Here is a 16204-nt window from a genome sequence, read left to right as displayed (position 1 = left end):
CTGCTGGCCAACTTCCGGGACTGTCCAAGGCCCCGGCAAACCCAACAGTGACACTCGGATTTCTTGTGTAACCGACCGTCCGATGGTCTATTTCATGAACACGCAGACCCACCGGCTGCACACCGATTTCATCACCCCGCTCTTCCGGGAAGAACTCCGTCGCGACAACGGCCGCCTTCGGGAGAACAGCATTTCGACTCTGTCGAACGCGGCGATGCGGGGCGACATCGTGTATCACCCCAATGCCGTTGCGCCCGACGGTTCGCTGGGCGTGTACCGATTCGAAGTCCAGCCTTCGGATACGTACTCGTTTGAGAGAGTCGCCTATGCAAACGAGGTGCTGGCTGCGAGCATGCCGTTCCTCGAGAACAACCTGGCGTACCACCCCGCTGTCGCAGGCGCTGGCGCGCTACCACAAGCAGAGGGCGCTCTATGACGCCTCCCGGGTCAACGTGCTGCTGGAAGAGGACATCTTTCCCGATGCCGATTTCATCTCCCTCAACGCGGGGGTGGGGTATGGCTACCTGCGGGTCATGTCGCCGGAGGAGCGCCCCAATCCCCGCGACGTGGTGATCTACGAGACGCTGCCCAACGACCTGCCCCGGGTCGCCGGCATCATCACCGCCGTGCTGGGCACGCTGGACTTCCCCGACGGGACCGTCCACGGCGGGTTCGCCGTGCCGTTCTATTTCTACGACGAGTTCATGAAGAACGCAGCGCTGGCCGAGGAGACCCTCTTCGGCAAGAAGAAATGGCCCGCGGCCGACAAGTTCACGCTGCCGGCCGGCACCAAGCTCAGCGCCGTCGTCACCAAGATGCTGGCGCACCCGAGATTTCGGGCGGACTACGAGATCCAGGACGAGATGCTGGACGACCTCCGTGATGCCATCAAGGACGCGCAGATGAGCCAGCTGCGCCGGCACCTCGCCGTCGTACACAACCGGTTCGCGGAGTTGTACGAGCCCGAGCCCGGCGAGGCGTTCGCCATGGAGATCGAGTTCAAGATCACCAGCGCCAATCTGCTCGCGATCAAGCAGGCACGCCCCTGGGTCTTCGCGGCGGCCAGTACCGGCGGGCAGGGCGAAACGCCCAACCAAGCGCCCACGGTGTCCGCCGCCATCGCCGACGCCGCCATCGTCAACCAGACCGGCACAAAGTCTGTCTCGCTCGCCGGCGTGTTCAGCGATGCCGACGGCAGCCGGGTCAGCAGCCAATTCGACATCACCGTCACGATCACCCCGCCGGGCACAGCCACCGAGTCGGGCCTGCCCCCCATCGTCGCCCGCTACGACGCCAACAACGACGGAGCCATCGACACGGCGGAATACCAGCAGGTCAAGAGCGACTGGCTCGCAGGCGAGATCAGCTACGACCAATTCCTGGAAATCGTCAGGGTCAACCTGAGGTCCGGCTGACCGCAGCCCAAGTTCGTCTTCCCGCATGGCAGCAGTCGCCGTACGCTTCGCTGCAAGGGTTCGTGGCCGGGCAGCGCTGCGAGTGAACCGCGGAAGGAAGATCGATGGCTGCGAACCGGCCCAAGGGGCATACGCCCAGCGCGCCGGCGTGGTGCGTGGTCGACTTTCCCGAGCTGACGGCCTATTCGATGGTCTTCTCGAAGGGGCCCGGCAACACCGACACGCTGGCGGAGCTTCAGGCGGCACTGACCGGCGGCGAGAACCGGCCGGATCATGTCGAGCGGGCTCGCGTCGTCAACTTCACTGACGGGGGCGACGACGCTGACGAGGCCCAAAGCGATGTCGAGACCGTGTTCATGGCCTACTGGGTCGATCCGGCGGTCTACGAGCGCTGGCGAGACGGTTGCGATGTGCTCGAACGGGACGGGGTCTATTGCGAGACGGCCGTCATCCCGGCGGAGCGCTGGGAGACGATTGCCGGCACCAAGCGACCGCTGCCTGGTGTGCGCAACCTGACCTCGGTGGACCTCACCGAGCTGCACGACTACTGGGGCGCTGCGCGCGACCGCATGGCGGCCAGCGCGGACGACCCCTTCGAGGCCGCGCCGGGTTCGCCGCTGCCCGCCAACCTGTGCCTCATCCGCTCAGGCCAGAAGTGGGACGAGTGCCTCGACGACGAGCGCGAGATGTACTTCACCGACATCGAGCCGAAGCTGCGGGCCGGCATCGAGTTCCTGGCCGCCAACCGCGACTCCGGCTGCATCTCGAGCCGATTCCTGCGAGAGCAATCCATCCACGGCGAGGATCTCGAGTCCACGAGCTTCGTGGGCTGGTTCGACGACCTGGCGTCACTTGAAGCGTGGTCCCGGTCGCACTCGACGCACTTGGCGATCTTCCACTCGTTCCTCTCGACGGTGCACCTGCTAGGGCGCCCGCCCAAGCTGCGCCTGTGGCACGAAGTCTCGGTGCTGCCCGAAGGCGGCGTGGAGCTGGTCAACACCGAGCTGTCCCCCCTAGCCGAGCTGATCGCCTGACACGCGCACAGTGGCTTCGGCACAGCCGGTACGGCGTTCGTAGGCTGTGATGCCGTGACTGACGCCCACCGGGGGCCTTCGCCGATGCCCGAGGCCCTGAAGGGCTTGGACATCGCGCCGTCAGTGCTGGACCTTGTGGGCCGCACACCGATGGTCCGGCTGAGGAAGGTCGAGCCGCACATCGCGACGCCGGTCGTCGCCAAGCTGGAGACCACCAACCCCGGCGGCTCGGTGAAGGACCGCGCCGCAGTGGCGATGATCGACGCCGCCGAAGCCGACGGCTCGCTGCAGCCGGGCGGCGTGATCGTGGAGCCCACGTCGGGGAACACCGGCGTGGGCCTTGCCGTGGTCGCTGCGCAGCGCGGTTACCGGTGCATCTTCGTATGCACCGACAAGGTGGCGCCCGAGAAGGTAGCGCTGCTGCGGGCCTATGGGGCAGAGGTGGTGGTGTGTCCGGTGGCGGTTGCGCCCGACGATCCACGCTCGTACTACCGGACCGCGGAGCGCCTGAGGAGCGAGACGCCGGGCGCCTACTCACCGAACCAGTACGGCAACCCGACAAACCCTCAAGCGCACTACGAGACCACCGGACCAGAGATCTGGGCACAGACCGAGGGTCGCATCACCCACTTCGTGGCGGGTGCAGGCACAGGCGGCACCGTCACTGGCGTAGGTCGCTATCTCAAGGAACAGGATCCCGGCATACAGGTCGTGATCGCTGACCCGCCTGAGTCGGTGTATGTCGGCGGCGATGGGCGGCCCTACTTGGTGGAAGGCATCGGCGAAGACTTCTGGCCGTCCACCTACGATCCCGGCGTCGTCGACCGCGGAATCCCCATCACCGATGCCGAGTCGTTCGCGATGGCACGCCGGGTTGCCCGGCGAGAGGGCCTGCTGATCGGCGGCTCCGGCGGCACGGCAGTGGCAGGCGCATTCGCCGTTGCCGCGGAACTCGACGCCGCCGGCCGCTCGGAGGAGTCGTTGGTAGTCACACTCATCCCGGATTCGGGTCGGGGCTACCTCAGTCGGGTGTTCGACGACGAGTGGATGGCACAGATGGGATTCCTGCCGCAGGCGCCCGGGCCCGGAACGGTGAGCAGCCTCGTCGACGGCGAGTTCGTGTTCGTACGTCCCGACGACACCGTGGCCGCTGCGCGGCAATGCATGGATCTGGCGGGATTGCGTGCTGTTCCGGTTTGCAAGGGCGAGATGCCCTTGGCGGCTGCTCAGGTGGTGGGTTCGGTGGCCCAGGACGGGCTGCTGGCGGTGGACGGCAATGCAAAGGTGTCTGCGGCGATCGAACCGCCTCTGCCTGCCGTCGGCATCGGAGAACCAGTCGGTCGAATCGCCGAGCTGCTGGCCCGAGCCGACTTGCTCGCAGGACCCGAGGCGGTCGTGGTCTATGACCGGGGCAGGCCCGTCGCGACGCTCGGCCCGGACGCAATCGGAGACAGTTGATGCTGGGCGGCGATCCGCAGGTATCGGGCTTCGAGGACCCCGACGAGTTCGGCTTCGAGACCCGGGCGATACGGGCAGGCCAGCCCCACGACCCATACACGGGCGCGGTGGTCACCCCGATCTCGCTGGCCACCACCTTCGCCCAGGAGGCGGTCGGCCAGCCGCGGCACGGCTACGAGTACGGCCGCACGGGCAACCCGACCCGTCACGCCTACCAGGTCTGCGTGGCGTCGCTGGAAGGCGCGCGCCACGGGTTCGCGTTCGCCAGCGGGCTGGCGGCGTCGGATGCGCTGCTGCGGGTGCTGCGCCCCGGTGACAGCCTGCTGCTTGGCGATGACGCCTACGGCGGCACCTTCCGGCTCATCGACGAGGTGTTCGGCAACGCCGGCGTCGGGCTTGCGGCCGTCGATCTCACCGCCCCCGACAAGATCCGCGACGCGTGGACGCCGAGCACCCGCATGGTATGGCTGGAGACCCCCACCAACCCGCTGCTCACGGTGTTCGACATCGAGGCCATCTGCGCCGTCACGCACGAGCTGGGCGGCATCGTGGTGGTGGACAACACGTTTGCTACGCCCTACTTGCAGCAGCCGCTGGCGTTGGGCGCCGATGCGGTGCTGCACTCGGCCACCAAGTACCTCGGCGGCCACAGCGATGTAGTCGGTGGTTTCGTAGCCACCAACGATGACGAGCTGGCCGACCACCTGGTGTTCACCCAGAACGCCGTGGGCGCCGTGCCGAGCCCGTTCGACTGCTACCTGGCCTTGCGAGGCACCAAGACGCTCGGCGTGCGCATGGACCGCCACGGTGAGAACGCGCACGCGGTGGTCGGGTTGCTGGAGGAGCATCCGGCAGTGCGGTCAGTGCTGTATCCGGGGCGCCCCGATCATCTCGGCCATGACATCGCCTGCCGCCAGATGAGCGGCTTCGGCGGCATGGTGTCGTTCCGGCTGCAAGGCGGGAGAACCGCAGCCGAGCAGGTCGCAGCGTCGACCAAGGTCTTCACCCTCGCCGAGTCGCTGGGCGCGGTCGAATCGCTGATCGAGCATCCCGGCGCAATGACCCACGCGTCGGCAGCAGGTTCGGCGCTGGAGGTCCCTGACGACCTGGTGCGACTGTCGGTTGGGCTCGAGACCGTCTCGGACCTGCTGGACGATCTCGGCGCCGCCCTCGACACCGCATCGGCCGGTGCTGCTTAGGACTTTCCGGCCACCCAGCGGGCGTTTCGGAGCACGCGAGAACCCGGTGTCCAAGCAGCTCGCCTGCCATGATGTGCGGATCAGCCGCCCTATTGCCCGCTAGCGCACGCGCGCGACGAGGAGAGACGTGATGGAAGGCAACATTGCCTGGATACTGACCGCAGCGGCCTTGGTGCTGTTCATGGTGCCGGGCTTGGCGCTGTTCTACGGCGGCATGGTGCGGGCCAAGAACGCGCTGAACATGCTCAACATGAACATGTGGTGCCTCGGCATCGTGCCGGTGATCTGGGTGCTCGTCGGCTACAGCCTCGCATTCGGCGAGAGCGGCCTGCCGATCATCGGCGATTTCTCGATTGTCGGCATGAAGGGCATCCACGACGCCGCGGGATTGGCAGAGTTCGCGTTCCTGATGACGTTCGCGGCCATCACGCCGGCGCTCATCTCGGGTGCCGTGGCCGACCGCATGAAGTTCTCGGCTTGGATGCTGTTCGTGCCGCTGTGGTCGCTGCTGGTGTACGCGCCGGTCGTGTACTGGGTGTACGGCGGTGACGGCTGGATCTTCAACCTGCCTGCCCACGACTTCGCGGGCGGCACCGCCATCCACGTGAACGCCGGCGCAGCGGCGATGGCTTTGGCGCTGGTCGTCGGCAAGCGCTCCGGCTGGCCCGACAACCGGCCGGTTCCGCACAACGTGCCGTTCGTGATGCTGGGTGCGGGCATCCTGTGGTTCGGCTGGTTCGGCTTCAACGCCGGCTCGGCCTTGGCGGCCGACGGTGCGGCGGCGCAGGCATTCGTGAACACCTTCATAGCTGCTGCAGCCGGCATGGTGGGCTGGGCATTCGCCGAGTACGCACGGCACCAGCGGGTGTCCACCATCGGCATCGCCTCCGGTGTCGTCGCGGCGCTCGTGGCCATCACGCCGGCGGCGGGCTTCGTGGGCTCGATGCACTCGCTGGCGTTCGGCGCCATCGCCGGCGTGGTGTGCTTCTTTGCCATCGAGGCCAAGTTCCGGGTGGGCTTCGACGACAGCCTCGACGTGGTCGGCATCCACTGGGTCGGCGGCGCCGTCGGCGGCATCCTCTTGGGCTTCTTCGCCGACGCATCTGCGGTGCCCGGGGGCGACTTCATCGACGGCGTGTTCTTCGGCGGCGGCGTGCTGCTGTGGAACCAGGTGCTCTCGATCGCCGTGGTCACCGCGTACTCGTTCGCTGCGACATGGATCATCGCCAGCATCATCAAGGCGACCATGGGCATCCGGGTCTCGGCCGAGGTCGAGATGGCCGGCATCGACGTGAGCGACCACGGCGAGGCCGCCTACCAGCTGTAGCGCTCCGGGTGACGGCGGGCTGGCCGCTAGGTTGCCCGCCGTGACATCAACCGACGAGACACCGGCGGCTGCAGACGCGGAACCCGTCTACGACGACTACGACCTCGCGCCGTCCGATACTGAAGTCCGCCAATTCGAGCAGGAGCGGTGGATCCGCCCGCCCGGCGCCACCGAGGTGCTGCTGGTGCGCCATGGCGCCTCCCAGGCCTTCATCCCCGGCGAGCCGTTCCCCATGCGCGGCGACCAGGGCGACCCGGCATTGGCCTCGAACGGCCACACGCAGGCTGCGGCGATGGCGAAACGGCTCGCACACGAACCGATCGACGCGCTGTACGTGAGTTCGTTGCGGCGCACCCAGCAGACGTTCGCGCCGCTTGCCGAACGGCTGGGCATGACCCCGACGATCGAGCACGATCTGCGCGAGGTGGCCCTTGGCGAGTGGGACGGGGGGCGCATCCGCCAGTTCGCTGCCGACAATCACCCGCTGTACGAGCGCCTGCACACTGAGCGGCGCTGGGACGTCATCCCCGGCGCCGAGTCGAATGAGCAGCTCACGGGCCGGTGCATGGCTGCTCTCGGGCGCATCGCCGACGCACACCCCGACCAGCTCGTGGCGGCATGCGTGCACGGCGGGGTGATCGGCGCCGTGCTGGCGCATATCACCGAGTCCACGCCATTCTTGTTCGGCGGTTCCGACAACTGCTCGATCACCCAGGTGGTGCGGTGCAACGGCGACTGGGTGCTGCGCCGCTTCAATGACTGCTCGCACCTCGACAACCACCTCCACCACGCCTGACCGACCGTGCCGTGCTGGTGGCTGGCCCGCACGTGGGCGCAGCGCTAGCTGCCGGCGTGGAAGGCGCCGAGTGCGGCGGCGAGCATGGCGGGGTCGTCGCTGCCGCCGAGTTCGCGGGCCGAGTGCATCGAGAGCTGGGGCGAGCCCACGTCGACCACGCTCATGCCCAGCCGGGATGCCGTGATCGGACCGATGGTCGAGCCGCACGGCAGGTTGCCGCGGTGGGAATAGACCTGGTGAGGCACACCGGCCGCGTCGCAGGCCGCCGCGAAGCGGGCGTGGGTGCGCGCATCGGTGGCATAACGCACGTTGACGTTGGTCTTGATGACCGGACCACCGTTCAGCACCGGCAGGTGCTGGGGCTCGTGGCGCTCGGGATAGTTCGGATGCACCGCGTGGGCCCCGTCGGCTGACACGCACAGCGAACGGGCCACTGCCCGCAAGTACTGCTCGCGGCTGGCGCCGAGGCTGTGGGCGATGCGTTCGAGGGCATCGGCAAGGATCGGGCTGCCGGCGCCCGTGGCGGAGTCGCTGCCGATCTCCTCGTGGTCGAACAGCACGACGACCGCCGCCGTGTCCTCGGGAAGCGAACTCAGGCCGGCCAGCGCTTCGATGGCCGCATGGCACGAGGCCAGATTGTCGATGCGACTGGCGGCGTACATCTCCCCGTCGCGTCCCAGCCGTGCCGGCGGCGTGAGATCGTGCGCCATGACATCCCACGCCAGCACAGCCTCGGGCTCGACCTCGAGCTCGTCTGCCAGAAACTCGCGGAACCCCGAACCGCTCGGCTCGCCCAGCCCCCACACCGGGGTCATGTGCTGCTGGCGGTCGAGCTTCAGCCCGTCGTTCACGTCCCGATCCAAGTGAATCGCGAGCTGCGGGACGCGCAGCAGCGCCCGGTCGCAGCGCCACAGCACCATTCGGGATCTAGCCGCTGGGCCGTCGCCGTCCCTGCTGCTTACCTCCACGCGTCCCGACAGGCCAAGGTCGCGGTCGAGCCACGAGTTCAGCAGCACGCCGCCGTACACCTCCACGCCGAGTTGGCGGTAGCCCAGCGTGCTGCTGTCGGGCCGGGGGCGGACGCGCAGGTTGGGGCTGTCGGTGTGCGCGCCGATCACACTGAAGCGCAGTCGCTCAGGGTCCACCGCGGCGCCAGCCCGCACAGCCACCACGGTGCCGCCGTCGCGCACCACGAAGCCCTGCGCAACGTCCAGTTCGCTCCATGGCTCGCCGCGGCCGGTCTCGACAAGGCCCGCCGCCGCTAGCCGGTCGGCCGCCGCTGCAGCCGCGTGAAACGGCGATGGCGACGCCTCGATGAACTCGAACAGCGAGGCGAGCATGCGGCTCCTATGCGTCGGCGTAGGCGGTGATGATGTCCCGGCTGAAGTCATCGAACTTGGAACGTGACATCGGATTGGTGATGAGCCGGGTGATGCCGATCGCTGCGTACTTCTCTACCCATTCTGGAGTAGCCGCGCCGATCGTCGTGAAGTCGAGCTTGTCGGGATCCCGCCCCGCCTTCTCCGCGCAGCGCTTCGCATGGTCGAAGAGCATCGCCATCTCGTCGAGGTCGCCTGACACGGGGAAGAACCCGTCGCCGTGCTCGCCCGCGCGGCGAGCGGCACGCTTGCTGTCGCCGCCGACGATGATCGGGATATGACCCGACGGCTGGGGGCGGCAGTACACGCGGTCGAAAGAAACGTGCTCGCCCTCGAACGAGCAGACATCCTGCTGCCACAGCGCCCGGTAGGCGTGCAGATGCTCATCAGTGATGTCGCCGCGGTCGGCGAACGGCACGCCCAGCGCATCGAATTCCTCTTCCAGCCATCCGGCGCCCACTCCCAGCAGCACGCGACCCCGCGACAGCCGGTCGAGCGTGGCAACTGCCTTCGCCGTGACGGCGAAGTTGCGCTGCGGCACGATCAGAACGCCCGTGCCCAGCTTGATCTCCGACGTCACCGATGCCACGAACGCCATCCACATCAGCGGATCGGGAATGTCGATGTCGTCCCGCTTGCCGGGCATCTTGCCGTCTTCGGCGTACGGGTAGGGCGTCTGGTAGCCCTCCGGCACGACCACATGCTCGACCGTCCAGAGCGACTCGAAACCCGCTCGCTCGGCTTCCTGCGCATACGCGATGGCTGTCTCGCCCTCTACCTGCGGACCCGTGTTGGCCAGGGTCATTCCGAATTTCACTGTGTACCTCTCATCACATCGCTGCAGCCCGTAGTCTGCCCTTATGCGACGCATCTCTGCTCTGTTCGTTGTGCTTGCTCTCGCGGCCGCTGCGTGCGGCGGCGATGACGATCCGCCGCCCGCCACCGAGGCGGCCGCGCCTACCACCGCCGCGCCGACCACGGTTGCCACCACTGAGGCGCCCCCGCCCGCCACCACCGAGGCCCCGCCGCCCCCGCCCACTACCGAGGCGCCCCCGCCGACCACTGAGGCGCCGCCACCCACCACTGAGGCGCCCCCGCCCACCACCACCGAAGCTGACGCACCGGAAGCCGCGGCGCTGCCGCCTGCCGTGGAAGGCGCCCTGCTGGAAGGCCAGACACCGGAGGGCTTCGACACCCTGCAAACCGCCACCAACATCCCGCGGGCCGAGACCTGTCCCGGCACCCCGGCATATGGCGGGATCGTGCCGGTGGCGTACTCCGAATCGGTCTGGGCGGCCGACCCGCTCACGGGGCCGTTCCTCGACGTCTCCATCTCTCGATTCGAGTCGCCGGACGTGGCATCGCAGGCCTTCAACAACTACATCGTGGAGGTCATCGCTTGCGGCGAGTTCCCCGAGCCGTCCACCGGCGCGGTGGGTGCATTCAGTGAGGGCGAAAACCCCGCCCTGGGCGACGAGTCGTTCGGCACCGACTACACGGCCACCTTCCAGGGGCTGCCGGTCAACCGCTACGGCGTGCTCGTACGCATCGGCGACTCGATCTACAGCTCGGGTGCCACCCACGTCTTCGTGGATCCCGACAAAGCCACCGTGCTGGAGGCGCTCAATACGTTCCTCGGCCAGTAGCCGGTCCGTCGGCTTGAATCGGCGTTGATATGTCAACGCTGAAAGCGCCGACGCTGAACTACAGCGCCGAGCAGCTGCGCGGCGACGTCTTCGGAGGTCTCACCGCGGCGGTGGTCATGCTGCCGCTCTCGCTGGCGTTCGGTGTGGCCTCGGGCCTCGGCGCAATCGCGGGCCTCTACGGTGCCGTCGCGGTCGGCTTGCTGGCAGCAATCTTCGGCGGCACCCGAACGCAGATCTCCGGGCCCACAGCGCCGCTGTCGGTCGCGATGTCGGTGGTGGTGATCGACTACGCCGGCGGCGACATCGAAAAAGCCCTGGCAATCGTGGTGCTCGCGGGGATCGTGCAGGTGCTGCTGGGCGCACTGCGTCTCGGCAGCTATGTGTCGTACACGCCCTATCCGGTGGTGTCGGGATTCACCTCCGCGGTCGGGCTGATCATCATCGTGGTGCAGTTGATCCCGCTGCTCGGCCACGAAGTGGCGCTCGGCGGCGTGTCGGCATCAATACGAGCGCTGCCCGATGCGGTGGGCAATGTCGACGTCGGCGCTCTCGCGCTCGGTGTGCTGAGCATCGCTGTGTGCCTGCTCTGGCCGCGCCGCCTGCGCCAGGCGCTGCCGCCGTCGGTCGCGGCGCTGCTCGTGTGCACGGTGCTCAGCGTGCTGTGGATCAGCGAGGTGGCGGTCATCGGCGACGTTCCCTCAGGGCTGCCCGAAGTGCGGATGCCGTCGTTCAGTTGGGGAGACGTCGGCGGGGCCATAGCGCCTGCGGTCACGCTCGCGCTGCTCGGCTCGGTCAACAGCCTGCTCACTGCGATGGTGGCTGATTCGATGACCCGCGATCAGCATCACCCCAATCGTGAGCTGCTCGGCGTGGGGGCGGCCAACGTGCTGGTGGCGTTCATCGGTGCGGTGCCCGGCGCGGGGGCCACCTCGGCCACCGTGGCCAACGTGAAGGCGGGTGGCCGCACGCGGGTGTCGGGCGTGCTCTGCGCAGTTGTGCTGGGTGCGCTGGTGCTCGGGCTGGGCCGGCTGGCCGAAGTGATCCCGCATGCGGTGCTCGCCGGCATTCTCATCAAGATCGGTTTCGACATCGTCGACTGGGAATACATCGCTCGGGTGCGTCGCACCCGCCTCGACCAGTACGGCGTGATGGCGCTCACGCTGACTTTGTCGATCGTGTCGGATCTGGTGGTGGCTGTGGGAGCGGGCCTGATTGCCGCAGCGATGACCGGTGCCCGGCAGTTCGAGCGCCTCGAACTCGACGAGGGCGTGGTGTCGACCCCGTTGCTGGACATGACGTTCCTTTACCCCCCGGGCAGCGGCGACGACGAGGGCGACGAGTCCGGCGGCATCAGCCTGGCGAGCCTCGACCTCGACGGTCCCGATCCGTTCGCGGCGCGCACCGGGCTGCTGTCGCTGCGCGGTTCCTATACGGCGTCGTCGTCGATCCGGCTGTTCAACTCGATCAACCACGATGTCGAAGAGCACGAGGTGGTGATCTTCGACTTCAGCGAGACCCGGCACATGGACGACAGCGCCGCGTTCATGATGGGCCAGCTCATCGACGTGGCGTTGGATTCGGGTGCCAAGTGCATCGTGATGGGGCTCGAGGAGTCGCGGGCGATCAGCGTCAAGGAGCTGAACGTGCTGCGCAGCGTTCCCGTGGAGAACTTCGTCGACGATCTCGATGGCGCCCGGATGGTGGCTCGCCGGCTTCTCGACGGAGACGGGGGGGACGAGAGCGACGACGGCGGGGGAGACGGGGGCTAGGCGCCGGACTTCGCAGCCGCCTTGGCTGCGGCCTTGGCGGCTCGGCGTGCTGCCATTTGCTCTCGGTGTATCAGCGTGCGGTCGATGTAGGGCGCGATAGCGGGCGTCTTGCAGCCGGTCTCGCCGTGGTCGACCTGTACGGGCCCGATGCGGGCGTCGACCTTGAGCACCGAGCGCCGCAGGCTCTCGTCGCGCAGCCCGATCGCGATGAGGACGCCGTTCATCTCGTGACGCACCCGGTTCGGCCGCTCGGCGATCTCTGTGTCGATCTGCGCCACCAAGCCGCGCAATTCGCTGGCGGACCAGACGTCAGCCTGCTCGGCGGTGCAGGCCACGATGAACCAGCCCACCGATGCGGGCCACTCCGTGGGCGAATCTCGCCACTCGTCGCTGAGTTCACGTGCATGCGGCGCCTCGGAGAGCTTCCCGCCGAGCGCCTCGGCGAGGATGTAGTTGTCGACATCACGAAGCCATCGCCGGGCGCGGGTCTTGGTCATCGCAGATGCATCGGCGATCCGCAGCGCCAGCACCCGGGCGTCGTGATTGCCTGAAGCCCACAGTTCCGCCGCAAGCGCATGATCGGTCTTGAGCGGCTTCGCGATGCGGCCGAGGTCTTTGTAGCTGACACCGAACATCGGCTCGGCGGCGCCATGGCGCGCGTACACCTTGCGATTCTGCGCCGTGCCGGCGCGCCGCAACTGCGTCATCACGTCTTGCAGCGTCGACATAGCACCAAGCTTTCTGAAACGTCCCCGATAGATGTGCGGGCAGCTCAACCGGCAAGGGTTGCGTCGCTGCGATTGCACATGCCCGAGCATTCGCAAGAGGGCTTGAAACTACAGCGGGTTACAGGTGCCCGCATGTGCGCGCCGAGACGGAACGCTGCCGCGTTCGGCATGTACACAACTCGTAGGGTTCATGTCCGTGCGTGGGCTTGGCGTTCGGCGGGGCGGGCAGCCGCTGGCGACCGTCGCGCTCGGCGCCGTCTCCGTGGCGGTCTTCTTCCTGACCCACGACTTGGTGCGGGTGCTGTCGCTCACCCGCCGTTCTCTGAACGACTCGGTCCTCGGCGACTACGGCACCGCCGCCGCATTCATCGCCGAGCAGGGCGAATGGTGGCGCATCGTCACGGGCACGTTCTTGCACGCCGACGTGCGGCACCTGGCGTTCAACATGCTGCTGCTGTACCTGCTGGGGCGACGGTTGGAGCACTTCATCGGGCCGGCGCTGCAGGCCGGCGTCTATGTCACGTCGCTGCTCGGTGGCTCGGCCGGGGCACTGCTGACGCTGCCCGCCGCGTACGTGGTGAGTGCCTCGGGTGATGTTGCGCTGCTGCCCTCAGCGTTCGTGGTGGGGGCGTCGGGCGCCGTGTACGGCGTGATGGGCGCGGCCTTTGTCGTGGAATACCTGCGTGGCGGCAACCCGTGGCGAGACGGGCTCGGCACCCTGATCCTCATCAACGTGGTCTTCTCGTTCCTCGTTCCCAACATCTCCATCGGCGGTCACCTCGGCGGTCTGGCAGCGGGCGTGCTAGCCGGCTTTGCGATCGGTGACACCAGCCGGCGCCGGCATCCGCCGACGCTGGCCGAGCGGCTGTCGAACGAACCCATCGACACGCGGACGCGGCGATCGCCGGTCGTGGTCTGGGGGTTGCTGGCGCTGCTCGCCGTCGCAGCGTTCGCTGGCGCATTGGCGGCTGCGACCACGTGGCGCGACCCGCTCTTCTAGCGACGGAGCGCAGGCACCGGCCGCTCAGGGGACCACATCGGTCGTTGCCGGGTCGGACTCCCGGTTGATCACTATGGCCGCGATCACGGCCACAATGCCGATGGTCTCACGCACGCTGGGCACCTGTGACAGCCAGACCAGTCCGATCAGCGTGGCTGTCGCCGGCAGCAATGCCTGCAGCAGGGCGAATCTTGCCCGCGCCAGCCGCTGCATCACGAGCTGATCGATGCCGTAGGGGATCACGTTCGACAGCACACCCGCCGCCACGCCGCCCGCCAGCAGCAGCGGCGCTCCCGCCGCCGCGCCGAGGCCGCCGGCGCCAGCGGCGCCGTCGACGATGCCCACCGGGCTGATCACCAGGGCGCCGATGAGCATGCCCACGCCGAGCCCGTCCACCGCCATCCCGGCCCGGGCCACGCGGTGCCCCAGCACGATGTAACCCGCCCACAGCGCACCGGCAATCAGCGAGAACAGCGCCCCGAGCTGGGCCTCGGGCGGCGCAAACCCCGCCAATGCCACCACCCCGCCGATGGCCAGCGCCAGCGCCCCGCCCGACCGCAGCGTCCGGGTGCCGAACGCCGCCACGGCAATCGGCCCGATGAACTCGATCGCCACCGAGTTGCCCAGCGGCACTCGCTCGATGGCCAGGTAGAAGAACAGGTTCATCGACGCCAGCGCCGCCCCGAACGCCGCCGTCCACGCCAATTCGATGCGTGACCAGCGCCGCCGCCACGACCGGCGCAGCAGCACCAGCATCGCTCCGGCGCCGGCGACCCGGAGCAGAGCGACCGTGCTCGGCCCCAGCTCGTCGAACAGCTCGAACGCCGTGGCAGCGCCCAGATATTGCGACACGGCGCCCACGGCGAACAGCGCCTCGGGCGACACCCTGCTGGCGCTCCAAACTCGTTCGACAGGTGCGCTCAACTAGGTACCTTCCCATGACAGACGTGATCTAGGGTGTGAGCCAGACGCATACAGCTTGGCGAACCATGCTGACGCTCGTGCACGAATCAGGTGGCTGCGGCCGTGAGCGACAGGCGCACGAGGTGTTTTCGCGAGGACTCGTCGGGCGAATTCAGGGAGGACTGTGCGTATGAACAAGAAACTGCTCACGCTCTTGGCGGCACTCTTCGCGCTGTCGCTGCTCGCCGCGGCATGCGGCGACGACGGCGACAGCGAGGCCACCGACACGACAACCGCGCCGGCGGCAACTGAAGCGCCTGATGAGCCCGACGACGAGATGATGGACCATCTCGGCGACGGCTCGCTCGGCGGGGTCACGGTGGACGCAGGCGGAGCGGTCCAGATCCGCTCGCTCAACGCCATCACCGGCGACGTCGCCTTCTTCGGCCTGCCGCTCGAACGCGCGGTCATCCTCGCGATCGAGGACTACGGCCAGATTCACGGCTTCGACGTCGACCTGGGCACCACGCTCGACGACCTGTGCTCCAACGACGGCGGCCAGGCAGCCGCCCAGATCGTTGTGGCCGACGAAGACGTGCTCGGCGTGATCGGCACATCCTGCTCGGGTGCGGCGGTGGCCGCGGCGCCGCTCATCACCGACGCCGGCATGGTCATGATCTCAGGCGGCAACACGTCGCCTGCGCTCACGTCAGACCTGGCGGGCACGCCCGGCGAGAACTACAACGTCGGCTACTACCGCACGGCACACAACGACCTCTTCCAGGGTGCCGCAGTGGCCAAGTTCGTCTTCGGCGAGCTCGGGTTCACCACCGCCGCAGCGATCCACGACGGCGACCCGTACACCCAGGGCCTCGCACAGGCCTTCGCCGACGCCTTCGAGGCCGAAGGCGGCACGATCACCGGGTTCTCGGCGGTCAACAAGGAAGACACCGACATGGTGCCGGTGCTGACGGAGATCGCAGCAGGCGGCCCCGAAGCGCTGTTCTTCCCGATCTTCCAGCCCGCCGGCGACTTCGTGGCCGATCAGGCACCGGGAGTGTCGGGCCTGGAGAACACCGTGCTGCTCGCGGCAGACGGCCTGCTGAACACCAACTACCTGGCGCTGCCGCAGACCGCCGGCATGTACTTCTCGGGCCCCGATTCTCGTTTCGGCGAGAACGTGAACCAGAGCACCGGCAAGACGGCACAGGACTTCCTGGCCGCCTACGAGGAGCGCTGGGGCGAGGCGCCCGCCGCGCCGTTCTGGGCCCACGGCTACGACGCCACCACGATGCTGCTCGACGCCATCGCTGCCGCGTCGTACGTCGACGCCGACGGCAACCTGCACGTCGACCGTCAGGGCATCCGTGACTACCTCAACAGCATCGAGGGCTTCAGCGGCCTGATCGGCACTATCAACTGCGACGACTTCGGCGACTGCGGCGCTGCCCGCATCACCGTGGTCCAGAACATCGGCGGCGAGGAGAACGCGGTGGCCAGCATGGACAACGTCGTGTTCTCCTTCGTTCCGTGAGCACAGGGGGTCGGGT

15 protein-coding genes are annotated in these 16204 nt (G+C 68.0%); 11 read left to right on the top strand and 4 right to left on the bottom strand.

Going from position 1 to position 16204, the window contains the following annotated elements; all coding sequences use genetic code 11:
• Positions 1–94: 94 nt before the first annotated feature.
• From ACOGXD_RS02285 to ACOGXD_RS02255, 7 genes are all read left to right on the top strand, one after another.
• Positions 95–436 (top strand): hypothetical protein, encoded by a 342-nt coding sequence (locus ACOGXD_RS02285; RefSeq protein ID WP_419916315.1) that lies wholly within the window; start codon positions 95–97, stop codon positions 434–436.
• Between the two features lie 16 nt (positions 437–452).
• Complete coding sequence (locus ACOGXD_RS02280) at positions 453–1415, top strand: hypothetical protein (protein WP_419916314.1); 963 nt, start codon at positions 453–455, stop codon at positions 1413–1415.
• Positions 1416–1519: 104 nt separating this feature from the next.
• Complete coding sequence (locus ACOGXD_RS02275; RefSeq protein ID WP_419916313.1) at positions 1520–2449, top strand: phenylacetaldoxime dehydratase family protein; 930 nt, start codon at positions 1520–1522, stop codon at positions 2447–2449.
• 54 nt (positions 2450–2503) lie between these two features.
• A complete protein-coding gene (locus ACOGXD_RS02270) occupies positions 2504–3907 on the top strand; it encodes a pyridoxal-phosphate dependent enzyme (RefSeq protein ID WP_419916312.1) in 1404 nt (467 codons plus the stop codon).
• Positions 3907–5106, top strand: a complete 1200-nt coding sequence (locus ACOGXD_RS02265) for a cystathionine gamma-synthase (RefSeq protein WP_419916311.1) — start codon at positions 3907–3909, stop codon at positions 5104–5106. The genes ACOGXD_RS02270 and ACOGXD_RS02265 overlap by 1 nt, the downstream gene beginning before the upstream one ends.
• A 130-nt stretch (positions 5107–5236) precedes the next feature.
• A complete protein-coding gene (locus tag ACOGXD_RS02260; RefSeq protein WP_419916310.1) occupies positions 5237–6433 on the top strand; it encodes an ammonium transporter in 1197 nt (398 codons plus the stop codon).
• A gap of 40 nt (positions 6434–6473) precedes the next feature.
• A complete protein-coding gene (locus ACOGXD_RS02255; RefSeq protein WP_419916309.1) occupies positions 6474–7229 on the top strand; it encodes a histidine phosphatase family protein in 756 nt (251 codons plus the stop codon).
• Positions 7230–7273: 44 nt separating this feature from the next.
• Here ACOGXD_RS02255 and ACOGXD_RS02250 read toward each other — a convergent pair whose 3' ends face one another.
• Positions 7274–8569 (bottom strand): M18 family aminopeptidase, encoded by a 1296-nt coding sequence (locus tag ACOGXD_RS02250; RefSeq protein ID WP_419916308.1) that lies wholly within the window; start codon positions 8567–8569, stop codon positions 7274–7276.
• 7 nt (positions 8570–8576) lie between these two features.
• Positions 8577–9425 carry an LLM class F420-dependent oxidoreductase gene (locus ACOGXD_RS02245; protein ID WP_419916307.1) on the bottom strand — a complete coding sequence of 283 codons (849 nt, stop codon included), beginning with the start codon at positions 9423–9425 and terminating at the stop codon, positions 8577–8579.
• A 43-nt stretch (positions 9426–9468) separates the two neighbouring features.
• Here ACOGXD_RS02245 and ACOGXD_RS02240 point away from each other — a divergent pair, with 43 nt between their 5' ends.
• Together ACOGXD_RS02240 and ACOGXD_RS02235 are read left to right on the top strand one after the other, a co-directional pair.
• A complete protein-coding gene (locus tag ACOGXD_RS02240) occupies positions 9469–10254 on the top strand; it encodes a hypothetical protein (RefSeq protein WP_419916306.1) in 786 nt (261 codons plus the stop codon).
• A gap of 29 nt (positions 10255–10283) precedes the next feature.
• Entirely contained in the window at positions 10284–12023 is a 1740-nt protein-coding gene (locus ACOGXD_RS02235; RefSeq protein WP_419916305.1) for a SulP family inorganic anion transporter, read from the top strand.
• Here ACOGXD_RS02235 and ACOGXD_RS02230 read toward each other — a convergent pair.
• Positions 12020–12751 carry a DNA alkylation repair protein gene (locus ACOGXD_RS02230; RefSeq protein WP_419916304.1) on the bottom strand — a complete coding sequence of 244 codons (732 nt, stop codon included), beginning with the start codon at positions 12749–12751 and terminating at the stop codon, positions 12020–12022. The genes ACOGXD_RS02235 and ACOGXD_RS02230 overlap by 4 nt on opposite strands.
• A 196-nt stretch (positions 12752–12947) precedes the next feature.
• On the opposite strand from ACOGXD_RS02230, the gene ACOGXD_RS02225 reads away from it, so the two are divergent.
• A complete protein-coding gene (locus tag ACOGXD_RS02225) occupies positions 12948–13751 on the top strand; it encodes a rhomboid family intramembrane serine protease (RefSeq protein ID WP_419916303.1) in 804 nt (267 codons plus the stop codon).
• A gap of 24 nt (positions 13752–13775) precedes the next feature.
• On the opposite strand, the gene ACOGXD_RS02220 is transcribed toward ACOGXD_RS02225, so the two are convergent.
• Positions 13776–14675, bottom strand: coding sequence for an EamA family transporter (locus ACOGXD_RS02220; protein WP_419916302.1), 900 nt, complete (start codon positions 14673–14675; stop codon positions 13776–13778).
• 169 nt (positions 14676–14844) lie between these two features.
• On the opposite strand from ACOGXD_RS02220, the gene ACOGXD_RS02215 reads away from it, so the two are divergent.
• Positions 14845–16188, top strand: coding sequence for a branched-chain amino acid ABC transporter substrate-binding protein (locus ACOGXD_RS02215; protein ID WP_419916301.1), 1344 nt, complete (start codon positions 14845–14847; stop codon positions 16186–16188).
• Positions 16189–16204 lie beyond the last annotated feature (16 nt).

Source organism: Candidatus Poriferisodalis sp. (genome assembly GCF_965204125.1).
Taxonomy (GTDB): domain Bacteria; phylum Actinomycetota; class Acidimicrobiia; order Acidimicrobiales; family Poriferisodalaceae; genus Poriferisodalis.
This window is presented reverse-complemented; position numbering and strand designations above follow the sequence as displayed.

Excerpts from the sequence above, each read along its gene's own strand:
- ACOGXD_RS02285 (WP_419916315.1), top strand. The coding sequence starts at position 95 with ATGAACACGCAGACCCACCGGCTGCACACCGATTTCATCACCCCGCTC.
- ACOGXD_RS02275 (WP_419916313.1), top strand. The coding sequence starts at position 1,520 with ATGGCTGCGAACCGGCCCAAGGGGCATACGCCCAGCGCGCCGGCGTGG.
- ACOGXD_RS02265 (WP_419916311.1), top strand. The coding sequence starts at position 3,907 with ATGCTGGGCGGCGATCCGCAGGTATCGGGCTTCGAGGACCCCGACGAG.
- ACOGXD_RS02260 (WP_419916310.1), top strand. The coding sequence starts at position 5,237 with ATGGAAGGCAACATTGCCTGGATACTGACCGCAGCGGCCTTGGTGCTG.
- ACOGXD_RS02250 (WP_419916308.1), bottom strand. The coding sequence starts at position 8,569 with ATGCTCGCCTCGCTGTTCGAGTTCATCGAGGCGTCGCCATCGCCGTTT.
- ACOGXD_RS02240 (WP_419916306.1), top strand. The coding sequence starts at position 9,469 with ATGCGACGCATCTCTGCTCTGTTCGTTGTGCTTGCTCTCGCGGCCGCT.
- ACOGXD_RS02235 (WP_419916305.1), top strand. The coding sequence starts at position 10,284 with ATGTCAACGCTGAAAGCGCCGACGCTGAACTACAGCGCCGAGCAGCTG.
- ACOGXD_RS02230 (WP_419916304.1), bottom strand. The coding sequence starts at position 12,751 with ATGTCGACGCTGCAAGACGTGATGACGCAGTTGCGGCGCGCCGGCACG.
- ACOGXD_RS02215 (WP_419916301.1), top strand. The coding sequence starts at position 14,845 with ATGAACAAGAAACTGCTCACGCTCTTGGCGGCACTCTTCGCGCTGTCG.